Raw genomic sequence first — 15352 nt, forward strand, 5'->3', positions numbered from 1 at the left:
CAGAACGGGATATCGTTCTTGCCAGCAGCAAGCTGAGTAATAAAGGTAGTGTGACTGCCGGGCAAGATATGCGGGCATATGTAAGTGAATTGCATAATATTGGTAGCAATGCTCTTTTACAAGCTGACAATAACATGTGGATTCAAAAAAATTCCGCAGGAGATAAGAATAAATATATTGAAAATAAATCAGCGACTATAAAAACCAATAAGGGTGATTTGATTATTAGAACTGAAAAGTTAGATAATATTCAAGATTTTTCTTTTAAAGATGACATGAAAGTTGAAGCAACTTCGACTAGTAAGAATAATCGACTAGGAATATATGAATATAATGACTTAGAAATTTTCTCAAAAAACAAAAAAGAAACAAGTGGAGATATAAAGAAATTAGATTATTCCAAATGGTTCAATATGATAGAATTTTATAAGAGTAACGCTGTCAATGTAAAAAGATTTTTAACTCAGTACAATGTTAATTCCACCAAAGCATCTATAAACTCCGGAAATAACTTGTATATTAACGCAACTAATTTAAATAATATAAACTCTGACATGAAATCCAAGAAGGATTTAATCCTAACAGGAGAAAATTTAAATATAACAAGTAATCAGAATGGTGAGAAAATATATTCCACACTTTTGACTATGCAATGGCTTGTTGGAATTTTTTTGGGGAATGTAGTATTGAACACTCATTTTTCAACTTAGGAGAAACTCATTCTTGGAAAGATATTAATCCTCAATCTAATTCTCTTTTATTCTCTGAAGGGAATTTAGTTGCTGATTTTTCAAATAATATAAATATTGAAAAGAAAAGGCCTTATGATGCTAAAAAGACAAGTGAAATCACTATTGATAACGATAATTCAGAATCGTTAGTTAGTATGAAAAACATGGTATTATCTTCTAATTCAATAAACAGTGAGAGTAATATACGATCAAATAGAGATATTTCAATAATAGCAAATGATTCTATTAATATAAATCAATCAAAAATCTTGGCTAACAAGGGTTTATCCTTTAATTCTGTCAATAACATTGAAATAACTCAAAGTGATCTTAAAGGTAACGATATCTCTTTATTAAGTAAAGAGGGGAACATAAACGTTATTACTGACAATCGCATAGGTTATTTTTTATTGAATGGAATTCGTTGGTTAGGTGGAATTGAAGCTACAAATGATCTTACAATCTCAGCTGGAAATAACACTAAATTATCTAATTTAAGATTTAAGCCTCAAAGCGGTAATATAAGTATAGTTTCCAATCAAGGAATTACCGTAAACTATGATGATTCTATCTTAAAAAATAATAAAAGAATGTCTGAATTCTTTAATAAAGATAAGGAATTAAAAACATTTGAAGAAGCATTGTCAATTGAAAAATTAAACACAAAAGGTTCTGTATATATAAACTCTGTAAATCAATCTCTTAATTTACGAGGAATCGGTATTGAAGCTGGAAAAGATATTACTTTACTTTCCGAAAAAGATATAGATTTAGATCCTAGAATTATTTCAAAAGATTTTGGGTATAGATACTGGATAGGTTCTCAAGGTGTGCGCTGGACAGAGGATAAAGATACTCTTTGGATGTATAATTCTCCTAATTTCTCTTTAGTAGATGATGCGCTTAAAGGAGGTCATAAAAATACTTCTGCAGAAATAACTTCAGCTATAGACCCATTTGAGTTTTGGATTTCCACAAAGTTGATTGATAAAATTTCAAGCAAAGTTAAGGCAGGAGGAGATCTTTTAGTTCAATCAGGAGCAGATCTCCGTGGACAAAGTGCTACATTATCTTCGAATGGTCATACATTATTATTTTCTGGCCGAAATATAACTCTTAATTCATTTCCATATTCAACAGCTCCTGACCCTATAGGCTATGATTGGGAACAGCGAGGGTATCAGTTAAACTCCAAATTAGTTGGCCAAAAAAAATTAACTTTAATCGCTAATAATACTTTAACCACTCAAGGAAGTTCTCTTCAATCCAAGGGAGATATAAATATTACTAGTGGTGGAAATATACGTTTTGAATCTAGTCGTAATGGTATTCATAAAGTAACTAGAAACAGTAACTTAACCAATGTAACTCATAAAAGTACAGAGATAAATAGTGCTGGTAATTTAAACATTGCAACTAACGGTAGTCTTTTGTTTCAAGCTACTAAATTAAACTCTGGGAATAAATTAAACGTAGCTGCTAAAGGTGGATACTTATATGCTCAAGCTCAAGAAGAGGTTCTTAATGAAACAAATGCAAGCTCAAAAACTAGTTGGGGTGGATTTGGTAAAACAAAAACTTCTACACAAAATCGTCATGATGTAACAAATAAAGTAACTGAGTTTAAATCTACTGGAGATATCAATTTACTAAGTAGAGATGATAGTACTTATGAGGCTAGTAAATTTGAAGCTGGTAAGAATGCTACTTTAACTAGTACTCACGGTAAAGTAAATTTTATAGCTGTTAAAGACACGAAATTTGATCAAACTATCACCCACTCTAGAGGTTTTTATATTAAAAACCAAGATAAAGGTTATTCAAAAGAAACGTGGATATTACCTTCTGTTCATATTGGCGGTGCATTAAGTATTGATGCAGCAAATGGAATTAGTGCTGATATTAAAACTCAGAAAGGACAATCTTTACAAGCTGTACTAACTGCTCTTGGCAATAATCCTGAAACAGCTTGGTTAAAAGAGTTAAGTCATCGAAAAGACGTACATTGGACAGAAGTTCAGGATGCTTATGAACAATGGGATTATAAACAGGAACAGTTAAATCCTGTTGTTTCAGCAGTAATTGCAATAGCTGTTGCAGCTGTTACTGCAGGATCTGGTTTAGCTGTTGCGGCTGGTGCATCTACTGCTTCCACAGCTACTGGTGTTGGTGCAGCCACCGCAGCTACTGCGACTACGACAGGAGCTGTTGTTTCTGGCGCAACTATTGCTGGTATATCATCTTTAGCTTCTAAAGCAGCAGTGACCCTGGTTAATAATCAAGGAAACTTATCTAAAACGTTTAGAGAGCTAGGCAATAGTGATACGGTAAAATCCACCATTACTTCCATGGCCATTGGTGGTGCGTTGGCCGGATTCGATCAAGCCATGGGCTGGAGTGCGGCGAAAGATGGGGCTAACGCTGCTGCTTCATCAACCCACTCAAATATCCCGCTATTAAGTAAAGGTGCAGATTGGAGCAAAGTCGCCCAACGTGTTGCTGGACAATCCATTATCAGCTCCAGTTTAAGTACCGGAATTAATGGCGGTAGTTTTAAAGATAAATTTGCCACTGCATTACTTGCCAATGTCGGTAATCAAATTAATGCGGAAGGAGCCAACATTATCGGAGACTACCGGGTTGCATTAGGCGACACCGGAAAAGCACTTAGTCATGCTGCAGTATCGGCTATTGCCGCACACATTGGTGGCGGAGATGCCAGAGGCGCAGCCGCTGGCGCACTCGCAGCTGAACTTGGTGCACTGACACTGGCTAAGACATTTAATGATCCCGCACAAATTCTGGCAGGTGGCAAAATCATCGGTGGTATTGCCGGTGCATTTGCTACAAACAGTGCACAAGGCGCTAACAGTGGTGCAAATGCCAGTGAAATCGTTCTTGAACATAATTTCTTTGCACATGAGTTGATTGAATTAGATGAAGCAATCAAAGCAGCAAAGAAAAAAGGAGAAAACACTACTCCTATCTTTGAAAGAACGCGCAATAAACTGGCAGAATAGCGAGAATCTGTCAAAGCCGAGTGCCAGGCCAATCCGACTATGTGTGCTGTTACACTTAGCGAATATGCCAATCAGGCACTGGAATCCGTCGAGACCTTTATCGGCAGATTGTATTTTGATAATAGCGTTATTGCATTCACACATGAAGAATCGGCTAAAGATAACGCCGTTATTGAAAATTATACCAATGGAGCCGGTCAAGCACTGGCGTATGCACTTAACGGCGCGAAATTTTTGAGTGGCGAAGACACTAAATTTTCGATGACCGGAAAAAGCATCAGGACGCGGATCCACAATCAACAGGCCAATCAGTCGGGGTCTTCACCAGAGGTCGTTGTAATAAACACAAACTCAGGTAAAAAGAGGGGTTGGACTACAGAACTGAATAAACCTCAACCAAATACCCTTTACCATGTGGATGGAAATAAAACGTTCCAAACTGATTCGCTAGGCCGTACTATCCTTGCTGAAGGCACTCTGTCTTTGTCTAAAAAAGATCGTAATACTTATCAACAGTGCAAAGCAGGTAAATGTGGTAATCCAGGAGATGAAGGTGGTCATCTATTTGCCAGTATCTTTAATGGCCCGGGTGAGAAAATAAATATTCTCCCAATGAATGGAAATCTGAATAAAGGTGAATGGAAAAAGATGGAGAATTCATGGGCTAATGCTCAAAAAGACGGCAAACAAGTTCATGTTAAAATTGTACCTGTCTATAATAGCAACAATAATAGTGGACGCCCAGATAAATACAATGTCAAATATTCTATTAATGGAGAAAGGCCAGTGATCGTTAACTTTAATAATTCTGAGGGCGGAAAATAGCAATGGATGATCAAGAGCTATACCAGAAAATCGGACAGTTATTGGTAGATGCGGGACCAGCAGATGCAAAAAAAATTATTGTCCGAGCTGACCTTTTCTCAGAAAGAAATGGCTGTAAGTATGAATTTGATTATATAGATGAAAGTGAGGAGTTAGGGTGGTTTGATCCTGATGCTCAAGCTGTGAGCGATCTGACAGACCTACTCGAAGAACTTAGGAACTTTTTTATTGAGAATATACAATCTCAAGAAACTCCATTCTGGCATGGATGTACAATCACTCTTGATGTAGAAAAAATGAAGTTTAGTGTAGAATTTAAATACGAAGGCTAACCTGAATGCGATCCCAGCCATAGTGCTGGGATCTTTCTTTAAAGACCAAAAAATCATTAATAATAATGAAATTACACACTAAGAGCCTATCCCAAAAGGATTGTATTCCACACGAGCAATCCACAACAAAAATACAGCATGCCTTTATAATTGCTTATTTTCTTTTCCCAACGGATTAATATCCGCCGATAACGATTCATCCAACTATGCGTTCTTTCTACAACCCAACGGCTCGTTTTAAAATAAACGTCCTTTATCATCGCATCATGTTCTTCTTTCCTCGATTGAATACAGGGAATATATCGCTGCTTTATCAGCGCTTCTTTTAACCATCCAGCCTCATAGGCTTTATCCAAATGAAGCGGCAACGCCTGCCCCGGCCTTCCCGTTTCAAGATGTTCCAGTGTTTCTATAACCAGCTTGATGTCATGCGTATTTGCAGGCGCGGCTATCACCGCTAAAGGCAAACCGTGACCATCAGTCAGAAGGCTTCTTTTGATACCTTGTTTTCCCCTGTCTGTTGGGTTGCGGCCTGTTTTTTTTGTCCCGGCAAGCGGGGCTTTCGTCGGGCAACCATCCAACGATAACTGGCTCCAATCAATGGTGCCCACTTTTTCACTGGCCAGTAAGCCACTTTGCCAAAATCGTTCAAACACACCCGCCACCTGCCATTCCTGAAAACGGCGGTGAGCACTGCTTGAAGAACAAATTCCGGTGGCATTGAGGGCATTCCACTGACATCCGGTTTTCAGGACAAAAAAGATAGCATTCATGGCGGCACGGTTATCGACACGATGACGATGGCACCCTAAAGGATGATGGGTTTTATGTTCAGGCAGTAACGGTTCCATTTTTTGCCAAAGCTCATCAGAAATGAGCCATTGTGATGTCGTTTTCTTACTCATCATCATCACCAAATGGAGGTTAATAAAAAGACTAAATCGCTATACTACAAAATACCTTTTGGGATAGGCTCTTAGTCAAAAACAGATGATTCATTATTTGAACCAGAGCAATCAGGAGTAGATACTAAGACCAAAGCTATCATAACCTTTCTAGAAGGTATGATTGTCAGAGCGGAATTCGGGGAGGTCGTAGGATATGAGGAAATTTATCGATTAGGCATAAAAACCCTTGCTTTTACCGATTTTTCAGGAAGCAAAGAATGTAACCATTCACCAGCAGAGCAAACGAGTCTAAATTAAACAGCAAGATCAACCGTGTAATTTTCGTATATAAAAATAAAGGGTTAGCGGTAGTTAATCCTTTATAATCAACTTATCTTCAATGATAACTGTAGAAACTATCATGAAAACCACCGCTATCTTGGATACCTCACTAATCCTTGGATTAATTGGACTACGTAGCATTCTCTTATCAGCATTTGCTCTTGTGGCGAAGCTGAATTTATGATGGCGGAGATTTCGGCGGTTCAGGCTTAGTACTACAGCCGTAACTGCTATGTAATCATAAGGTTATCCCGTCTCCGATAATGACATTGTTGTGCAGAGTATTGGTGTCGTCGTCGCCAGGATGACCAGTGTAAAACCTGCTCGACGGTCTCTCCGGCCTTTTCCATCAATTTTGACAACAGATTACGCAGTTCCGCCACACTGAGGGCTATCAGCCCCGTCAGCGTTTTTTCTCCCGTCTCCGTAAGACCGCCAGAACCGCATGGTCCAGTAGCGATAAGGTAATATGCCGATACCCGCTGTGCCATTGCCGCACTGCATAATGGCGTGTTTCCAGCGCATTGTTCAGTGCCCGGCAGACCCGTTCAGCATCCGGTGAAGATGATATGGCTATGCCGACCACACGGCGGGAAAACAAATCCATCACTACAGCGACCATCACTACAGCGAGATAGCACCAGCCCGCTTTTGTTCGGATGTAGGTGATATCTCCGCACCACCGGGTATTCGAACATGCCGGGATAAAATCTTGTTGCAAAAGGGTCGGTGAGGCAACGCTCTCTTTCCCCACAGGGCGATCACGGTGAACCCCCCGTTGACGACTTTGCAGACTCCATTCTTGTATTAACCGCCGGGCCTTCCAGCGCCCAACCGGGTAGCCTTCATTGGTCAGCAACTGACTCAGGGTGCGGCTGCCTATCGCGCCCCGATTTTGGGTATACAGCTCGCGGGTACGGGCACGTAACTGCAGACGTTCCGTATCAACGGGACGTTGCCGCCCGTCATAATAGGCACCGTCATAATAGGCACTGCGCGACACCTGAAGCGTCTGGCATAAATCCTTAACTGGCCACTGAGCGCTCAGCCGTGTGATCAGCGAAGAAGTCCGGTCCGCAGTTCGCTCATCAGCACGGCCGTCTGCTTTAGGATTGCTTTTTCCATTTCCAGGCGTCTGACCTGTTTTTCCAGCGCTTGTAGACGGCGTTGTTAGGGAGTCAAAGCCTGACCCGCTGGGGTCATCCCCTGTTGTTCAGCTTTATATTGACGTACCCACTTTCCGAGTGTGCTGGTCTCTATCCCCAAAGCGCGAACCACAACAACAACACGTTGCTGATGAAGAATGACTTGCTGAACCGCTTCCAACTTGAATTCAGCGGAATAATGGCATCTTGGCTGTTTCAATTTCATCATCATACCTCACTTTCATTGTTAATCAGATTAGCAGGCTTGTAAGGTGTCCGGAATTCTTATACCACTACAGAGCGGACAACATTGTGGACAGCCTGACGCCTCAACAAGGGGAAACCCATTCGGCGGGGCTGGGAGCGAAAAGCGAACGTCAGTATGACTGGGTTCGGATGCCACTCTGGCGTTTACAACTCACGGAGAAAGAACGGGAATATGGCCATTATCTGCTGGCCCGGCGCAGCCGGGATGAAAAACAGGAACGGGCTTACTATATCGTGGATGCGCGCAGAGAACAGGCGGATCTGAAACCCTGGCTCAGGTGGCAGGCTGTCGCTGGGAAATAGAAAAGGGTTTTGAGGAAACGAAGGGAGAATGCGGTCTGGATCATTACGAAGTGCGGCAATGGCACCGTGGGTATCGACACATCACCTTATCGCACCTGTCCCATGCGGTGCTGGCAGTCTTGCGAATACAGGAGAAAAAAACGCCGGAGAGACTGTCGAGCAGGTTTACACTGGTCATCCTGGCGGCGACGACACCAATACTCTGCACAACAATGTCATTATCGGAACCGGGATAACATTATGATTACAGAGAGATTACGGCTGTAGTACTAGCAGAAAGCAGTGTAAAAGCCAGCATCCGACGTAAAACCAACATGGCCAATATGAGTAGTGAGTATTTGGATAAGGTCTTAATTGCAGGCTTTCATGTATTGGGTAAGAAATGAACATTCATGCTCTCACCCTGCTTGAAAAGGTTAATCATTAAGTTCCAGAATATGAATTTAATATAAGAATTATTATTCTGTTAAATACTCTTCAATTCTCTTTTTATCAACAATAAGAAAATAATCTTTAGACTCTTTAATGAGTCCTTTCCTAAGAAAAAACTTCATAAAATATCCGACCCGGGATCGGGTTGTACCTACCATATAAGATAGATCCTGATAAGAAATTTTATTTTTAATTGACGATATTTTGTCATGTCTAATTTCTGAAGCCATCCTCATTAATGAATAGGCTAATCTTTTTTCGCTATTAAGAATAACAAAGCTAGAAATTGTCTTCTGGTGCTCTATGATTTCACTTGACATGTAAAGAAAAAAGAAATAAAGTAATTCCTTGTTTCTTATTTCTTCCAAAAATAAAGGGAAATTTATTTTTTTTATTACGCAATCAGCTAAGGCAATTGCCGTTTCAGGGATAACTATATTAGATAGACCACTTTGACCAAAAAAATCTCCTTCCTTATAAAAACCAATATTACATACTCTGCCATCTTCAGTTTGAAAAGTTACTTTAACATGGCCTTTTTCTATAAAATAGAAGTTTCCTCTTCCCCCACCAATATATATATATTCATTTTTGTAAAACTTTATCTTCTTAGCAGAAGAACTATTAACACGAATAAAGTCAATAACACTACTATTGAAATTGCCAGCACTATTGCTCATTACTATAACTCCTAGGTTTAATTAAATAGATAAATAATTTATGAAAAAATGTAATCATTCACATGCCCCATTGATAAATAGAAATTAAATCGTTAACTATTTTTTGTGGATGGATATTTCTTAATTTGACCAATAAAAGTAAAAATTGGTGGCTCATGTTGGTAAAAATTTAAATCCCACTCCTAATTCACATGTCAAGTTGGGATTGGCGAAAGGTTACAAAAAATCATTATCATCTTCAATTGCCATACAGGTCGTTATCTTTATTTAAATTTTATATAAACGTAACTTATAAGTTGGGGGTAGGATGCTCAATATTGAGCGCCTTGTTCTTAACCTCAACTTTGTTTAAGTACTGAGACTTCTGATAGTTAGACTTTGAAATTAGAATGTATAACTAATTAAGTTCAGAGTGCGAGCCTACTTTGATTGGTATTCGAACTAGATACGTCAGTATTGCTCTGTAACTCAACTTTCTTTTTCTATAAAAGGCACAATAATTGTGGGTACGGCTAAATTTAATTTTATTTAAATTAAATTAACACCATGAATTATAATATAATTATATGTAAAATTGGATGAAATAGTGTATTCTAACTGTGAATTCAGCACGATGCTACCTCCAACAAAGAGTCGATAATATTTCGATGTATTGTTGGATATATTTTTTGTTTGGTTATTAATAATTTTTATTATACAAACTATGCTAGAGATATTGTTATCCCTACAGGATTGCATGAATTCAACATATCCTTACACCAGAATTCTGGTTAATTATTAGAAGCATGATAAAAACGTCAAAATTATCTAATGACGCTATGTCTATCATTGATAATTAATTTCTAAATGTGCTTAATTTTGAGCATTTTTCTTTGGGATAGCACTTATATTTTTATAGGTAACTGGGGGTCTATGATTAAAGATAAAAAATAGAAGAGGGACACGTGCATGCATGACAGAAAACAAATTGCTATTGTGGGGATATCTTGCCGTTTCCCTGGAAGCTATAATCAAGAGTCATTTTGGGAGTTATATCAAGAAAAAAAATCTGCTATTGTTGAAATTCCTGAATCCAGATGGTCGGTTAGTCAATATTACTCTCCACATTTTGAGAAAAATAAATCTTCAAGTCGTTGGGCAGGCCTGGTAGAAAATTTTGATCGTTTTGATGCCCCTTATTTTAATATCACGCCTCGTGAAGCCGAATTGATGGATCCTCAGCAGCGCATCTCTTTGGAATTAGCGGTTGAATGTTTAGAGGACGCGGGTTATGGCGTTTCTGATATAAAATCTGCGGATATAGGTGTTTTTCTTGGTGTATGTAATTTTGATTATAAGGAACGCCTGGAAAAATCAATAACGAATATTCAGGGACACCTTTCGACCGGAACTTATACTACTTTCATTCCCAATAGAATTTCTTTCTATTTGGATCTGAAAGGCCCCAGTATCCCTGTTGATACGGCCTGTTCAAGCTCTTTGGTCGCCCTTTCTTACGCAGTGCAATCTATTCAGGCTGGCGATTGTGAAGCGGCTTTTGTCGGGGGAGTGAGTTACCTGTTCAGCCACACCTATTTTGTTGCTTTTTCTCAGGCTGGGATGTTATCCCGAACCGGAAGTTGTAAAACGTTTGATAAACAAGCGGATGGTTATGTTCGTGGAGAAGGCGCAGGTATGCTCCTGATAAAACCGCTTGAAAAGGCGTTGGCAGATAACGACCGGATCTATGGCATCGTTGATGCTGTGGCAATCAATCATGGTGGTCATGTTGCTACAATCACGTCTCCCAGTGCCTATGCTCAGGCGAATGTAATAAAAAAAGCACTTCAGAAAGCCAATATTTCTGCAAATTCAATTTCCTATATTGAATCTCATGGTACCGGAACACCAAAAGGAGATCCCATTGAGGTTAACGGATTGAAACGTGCATTCCGTGCCCATGCCAAAGAATGCGGAGAAACATTAGGAACGGCTTATTGTGTGCTATCCGGCTCCAAGGCAAATATTGGGCACCTTGAATCGGCTTCGGGGATGGTGGGCTTGATCAAAGGGCTGCTTTCCATTCAGAAGAAACGCTTGTTACCCCTGTTTCAATTCAATGAATTGAACCCCAAAATTTCTTTGGAAGACACTCCTTTTCATATCCTTACTGAGGAGTGCGATTGGCAGCCATCGAATGGCGAGATACGACGCTTTGGCGTGAGTAGTTTTGGGTTTGGGGGAGTCAATGGCCATGCAATTATTTCTGAATATCAGGATAAAAGGCGTTCCAAACTTGAATCGACGACCCGTCTATTGGCATTTTCAGCATCTTCAGATAAGGCATTGCGAGCCTATGCTTTGTTGATTTCGACATTCCTTCAGAATACGCCGTTAGCGTCAGTGGGTGATTGCGCTTACACGTTAGCCAGAAGAACAAACCTGTCATATCGTGTCGCTTTTACCTATCAGACTCATCAGGAATTGTTAGGAAAGATGATTGCTTTTTCCAATGGATTAGCCGCTGAAGCATTCCTTGCCGGCCAACATCCCGATAATGAAAAAGTGACGGCTTGGTTGACGGGAGAGCGGGATAGTCTGAAAGATTTATTTGCAGAAGAACATCATCGGATCATTTATGTTCCTCCTTACCCTTTTCAGCAAAATACCTATTTTCCCAATGAGCTTGAAGCGAAAAAAGATGAAATGGTCGGGCAGGAAAAACGCCATGACGCCAACGAATTGTGCAAAATTGAGCCATTATTTTCCCCCGTTCCATCCTTTTATGATGAGCTGAATCATGATCATGAAGGAAATAAGCCACCCATTATCTTTTCTATGTTGGGGGAAGAACAATCCTCAGTATTGAAAAGACATGTCTCACATGAGCGCTATTTTGAACTGCCCAAATTATCGAATGAGGCATCAGGGAGTGACTGGATTAACTGGTATTTAAGTTTTCTGAAACAACTTATCAGTGCCATTGAATCAACAAGGCCGGATTCCTGGATCTTGCTGTCTGACCAAGAAGACATCTGGGGAAATACGCTGTATGCACATGCACTCTCACTTGAAAAAGAGTTTGGGCTCCCTTGTGGTTGGTATCAACTCTATCATGTTCCTTTGTCACGTCATATAGAGCCATTCCTCAAGTTATTGCAAATGCCTGTAACCGGTTCTTTCTGCTGGCGCTTGAATAATGCAACAGAATCAAGGGTTCTCACGCGAGAAACCTTACGCTATCACGTCAGCGCATTTTCTGAATCAGCGCAACACAGAGAAATCTTCTCCGGTTTTAAACCCACGGTATTGATCAGTGGGGGAGCCGGTGGTCTGGGACAAGTATTTGCTAAATATTTAGCAAATACGTTTGAAGCCAATGTGGTGATAATCGGGCGTCGGGAAAAGGATGCACTGCCTGCAAATTGCATGACATCCGAGAAAGGAACGATTGAGTATATTCAGGCGGATTGCTGCCACCGTCAGGCATTGACCGTCGCCGTTGAACAGATAGTCACCAAGTATAAAAACATCGATCTCATCATTCACAGTGCAGGAAGTATTGATGATAGGAGCATGTTTTTAAAGACAGAACAGCACGTCAGAAACATTGTTGAAAGCAAAGTGATTGGGTGTGAATTGCTGGATGAACTCACCCGTTCACTGTCTGTTAAACAATTTATTGTGTTCTCTTCAATAACGGCCATGTTAGGGAATCCCGGGCAAACGGATTATGCAGCGGCTAACCATTACCTCGTCGAGTTTGCCCATAACCGTAATAAGAAACTATCGCAAGGGCTGCGGGCCGGGCGAACAACCGCGATCTACTGGCCTTACTGGTTGGATGGCGGCATGAGAATCAATGAATCAGCCTTGTCTATGTTACAGGAAACAACAAGGACTGAACCTCTGCGAACCGATGACGGCATCAGGATTTTTCATCATGCACTTATTCATCAACCGGCAGAACTCTGTGTTGTGGCGGGAGTGGGCAATAAAATTGATCATGTGCTTAATCGTCAGCATGTTGGTCAACCGATATTGAATGACGGAAAATCGTTGGTTTCTGCCATCCTGTCGGTGATTACGGAGATAACAGGATTACGGCCAGAGGATATTGATTTAAAAACACGCTTCTCTGATATGGGCATTGATTCCATTGCGATGAGAGGGATCTCGCGGGAACTGAGTCAGACAATGGGATTTCCGATCAGCAACATGGTGTTGGCAAAAAATCCCAGCATACATGCCTTGGTGGAATACCTGAGTCAATCTTCTGAGCAACCCTATCGTGAAGCGGTTTTCCAACATCAGACGCCTGAATTGCCGGCACCATCGCACAATGAAATTGATGAAGGGGATGTTGGTGTGATTGGCATTGATTTACGCATGTGTGGTTCTAAACAGTGGCGTAATGCCTGGCCTTTGTTGAGCGAAAAGGTATTGGCACCGGAAATTTATCCGGAATCGCGCTGGCAGCTATTGCCGGATGAGCTGACCAGAGACATCGAAAGAGAAAAGATAAAGGGATATTTTATTCAGGACAGTCTGGCGTTCGACCATAAATTTTTTGGTATGTCGCGTCGGGAAGCTATGTTGATGGACCCCCAGCATAGGGCCTTGATAGAAAGCGTCTGGTCTGCAATCACTGATGCGGGTTATTCGCCTGCACAATTTAATCAAAAGCGCACTGCCGTATTTGTCTGTATTGATGCCAATGATTACGCATTAATCACTGAATTTGATGCATCAATTGATGAGTTCTCAATTGGTTCATCGACACCTTATTTATCAGCTAACCGCTTATCCCATTTGTTCGATTTTAAAGGGCCGAGTGAGATTGTTAACGTTGCTTGTGCCAGTGTTTATTCCGCAGTTGAAAAAGCCAAGGCGTTAATCAACTCAGGTGTCGTGGAACAAGCTGTCATTGCCGCTGCGCAAATCAACTTATTGCCATCCCGATTTAAAGCGTTGCAGAAAAGAAATCTGCTGAGTGCGGATGGCAGGGTTAAACCTTTTGATAAGGATGCACACGGATTTGTTCGTGGCGAAGGGGTCGGCTGCATTCTGTTAAAAAATCTGAAATTGGCGATTGCTGATGGCGATGAGATTTTGGTCAACGTCAAAAGTGCGGCGAGTTGGCATGGAGGGCAGGGCTATTCCTTTACTGCACCCGATGCCTCTGCGCATGTGAATGTCATGGAAACCGCTTTCCGGAGAGCACATGCGGATGTCGAAAAATTACACTATGTTGAAGCTCATGGAATTGCTTCTCATGTGGGTGACCTCAGTGAAGCAGAAGCCATTGCCACATTTTTATCAGCGTCAGAACAGGCATCTTGTGTGGTCAGCTCAATGAAATCGAATGTGGGACACCTTGAAGTCTGTTCCGGCATTGCCGGATTTGTGCGGGCAATACTGGCGATTAGACATCAACAGGCCCCCGGTATTGCCGGATTGCATGAGCTCAATGAAGGGATCGATACCAACCGGCTGCGCATCAAAAGCATCAGCCAGCCATTGAATGCACTGACCGGAACCCTTGGTTTGCTTTCATATGGATTGGGTGGAGTGTCTGCATTTGTCCTTTTGGAACCCTTTGTCAATCAAACTGATGAATCTAGAAAAGATCGCATTCTTGAAGAGCAAGAATACGGGTTCTGTCTTTCAGCCAATAGTGTTGAATCACTAAAACGGTATGTTGCTTCGGTAATAGAACAGATTCACCAATATCGCCATATCACACCTTTATCTCAGTTGATATTGACATTGCGTTTTTATCGCAAGCATTTAGATGTTCGTTTGGCGGTAAACGTCAGAAGTTATGAAGAACTGCTCAGTAAATTGGAGATATTTTTGGCAGGGCGCGCCGTTGAGGGATTACAGACGTCTGTGGGCGGTCAGGATGGTGACGTCATGCTGGCAACCCTGCCAGAAACATTACGCATGTGGTTAGAGAAAAAAGGAGATGATAAAGAAACAGCCTCTTCCGTGGAGAAACGGAGTTTCTGGCCGAAATACCCGTTTGACCATTCTTCACTGCTTTATGCTGTGCCAAAGAAGAAAAATACCGAACTGAATGAGTCATAAAATACATCAGGATTACAGATTATTCGCGAGAAATAACGATGGAGAATACACGTTATGGAAAGTAAAGTTGAAGATTCAGTCATAAATGCACTTAAAGAGATGATGGCAAAAGCCGTGATGCTGGGTCTATCGTGTTATGAAGATAAAATGCAGGGCAGCATTTTGCAGGAGAAAAATACCGATATAGTGTCAAAATTAACTTCGCTATATCAATCGACAAATAACTTTCTGGCAGTGGCGGGAATCGATAAATCAGCCGATGAAATACTCCCGCTGTATATCGAAATCATATCTCAACTTCCGGAGGGGAAATGCTGAT

The 15352-nt window shown here is 40.8% G+C and carries 10 protein-coding genes and 1 pseudogene; 7 read left to right on the forward strand and 4 right to left on the reverse strand.

The genetic code is table 11. The features are described 5' to 3' along the window. Nucleotides 1-50: 50 nt before the first annotated feature. Genes AC5JQI_RS08315 through AC5JQI_RS08330 form a run of 4 tightly spaced genes read left to right on the forward strand, consistent with a single transcriptional unit; the run spans nucleotide 51 to nucleotide 4908 of the window. The gene (locus AC5JQI_RS08315) at nucleotides 51-710 is read left to right on the forward strand and encodes a hypothetical protein (RefSeq protein WP_493914368.1); all 660 of its coding nucleotides are present in this window, start codon (nucleotides 51-53) and stop codon (nucleotides 708-710) included. Continuing rightward, on the forward strand, nucleotides 653-3751 hold the full coding sequence (locus AC5JQI_RS08320) for a DUF637 domain-containing protein (protein WP_493914369.1): 3099 nt from the start codon (nucleotides 653-655) through the stop codon (nucleotides 3749-3751). The genes AC5JQI_RS08315 and AC5JQI_RS08320 overlap by 58 nt, the downstream gene beginning before the upstream one ends. 39 nt (nucleotides 3752-3790) lie before the next feature. Beyond that, the gene (locus AC5JQI_RS08325) at nucleotides 3791-4576 is read left to right on the forward strand and encodes a DNA/RNA non-specific endonuclease (protein ID WP_493914370.1); all 786 of its coding nucleotides are present in this window, start codon (nucleotides 3791-3793) and stop codon (nucleotides 4574-4576) included. Nucleotides 4577-4578: 2 nt separating this feature from the next. Then, nucleotides 4579-4908 (forward strand): hypothetical protein, encoded by a 330-nt coding sequence (locus AC5JQI_RS08330; RefSeq protein WP_493914371.1) that lies wholly within the window; start codon nucleotides 4579-4581, stop codon nucleotides 4906-4908. An 86-nt stretch (nucleotides 4909-4994) separates the two neighbouring features. Here the strand turns inward: AC5JQI_RS08330 and AC5JQI_RS08335 are convergent, their stop codons facing one another. The 3 genes from AC5JQI_RS08335 to AC5JQI_RS08345 form a co-directional block, all read right to left on the reverse strand. Then, nucleotides 4995-5813 carry an IS5 family transposase gene (locus tag AC5JQI_RS08335; RefSeq protein WP_493914372.1) on the reverse strand — a complete coding sequence of 273 codons (819 nt, stop codon included), beginning with the start codon at nucleotides 5811-5813 and terminating at the stop codon, nucleotides 4995-4997. 727 nt (nucleotides 5814-6540) lie between these two features. Then, nucleotides 6541-7140 (reverse strand): DDE-type integrase/transposase/recombinase, encoded by a 600-nt coding sequence (locus AC5JQI_RS08340; protein ID WP_493914373.1) that lies wholly within the window; start codon nucleotides 7138-7140, stop codon nucleotides 6541-6543. Nucleotides 7141-7307: 167 nt separating this feature from the next. After that, nucleotides 7308-7514: a transposase gene (locus AC5JQI_RS08345; protein ID WP_493914374.1), complete on the reverse strand. Its 207-nt coding sequence runs from the start codon at nucleotides 7512-7514 to the stop codon at nucleotides 7308-7310. A 59-nt stretch (nucleotides 7515-7573) separates the two neighbouring features. Here AC5JQI_RS08345 and AC5JQI_RS08350 point away from each other — a divergent pair. Further along, nucleotides 7574-8088, forward strand: a pseudogene (locus AC5JQI_RS08350) (transposase family protein); the annotation flags it as partial. A 222-nt stretch (nucleotides 8089-8310) separates the two neighbouring features. Here the strand turns inward: AC5JQI_RS08350 and AC5JQI_RS08355 are convergent. Continuing rightward, nucleotides 8311-8964, reverse strand: a complete 654-nt coding sequence (locus tag AC5JQI_RS08355; protein WP_493914375.1) for a Crp/Fnr family transcriptional regulator — start codon at nucleotides 8962-8964, stop codon at nucleotides 8311-8313. A gap of 948 nt (nucleotides 8965-9912) precedes the next feature. On the opposite strand from AC5JQI_RS08355, the gene AC5JQI_RS08360 reads away from it, so the two are divergent. Together AC5JQI_RS08360 and AC5JQI_RS08365 are read left to right on the forward strand one after the other, a co-directional pair. Beyond that, complete coding sequence (locus AC5JQI_RS08360; protein WP_493914376.1) at nucleotides 9913-15033, forward strand: SDR family NAD(P)-dependent oxidoreductase; 5121 nt, start codon at nucleotides 9913-9915, stop codon at nucleotides 15031-15033. 54 nt (nucleotides 15034-15087) lie between these two features. Continuing rightward, the gene (locus tag AC5JQI_RS08365; RefSeq protein WP_493914377.1) at nucleotides 15088-15351 is read left to right on the forward strand and encodes a hypothetical protein; all 264 of its coding nucleotides are present in this window, start codon (nucleotides 15088-15090) and stop codon (nucleotides 15349-15351) included. Nucleotide 15352 lies beyond the last annotated feature (1 nt).

Source organism: Xenorhabdus sp. XBWT (assembly GCF_059072735.1).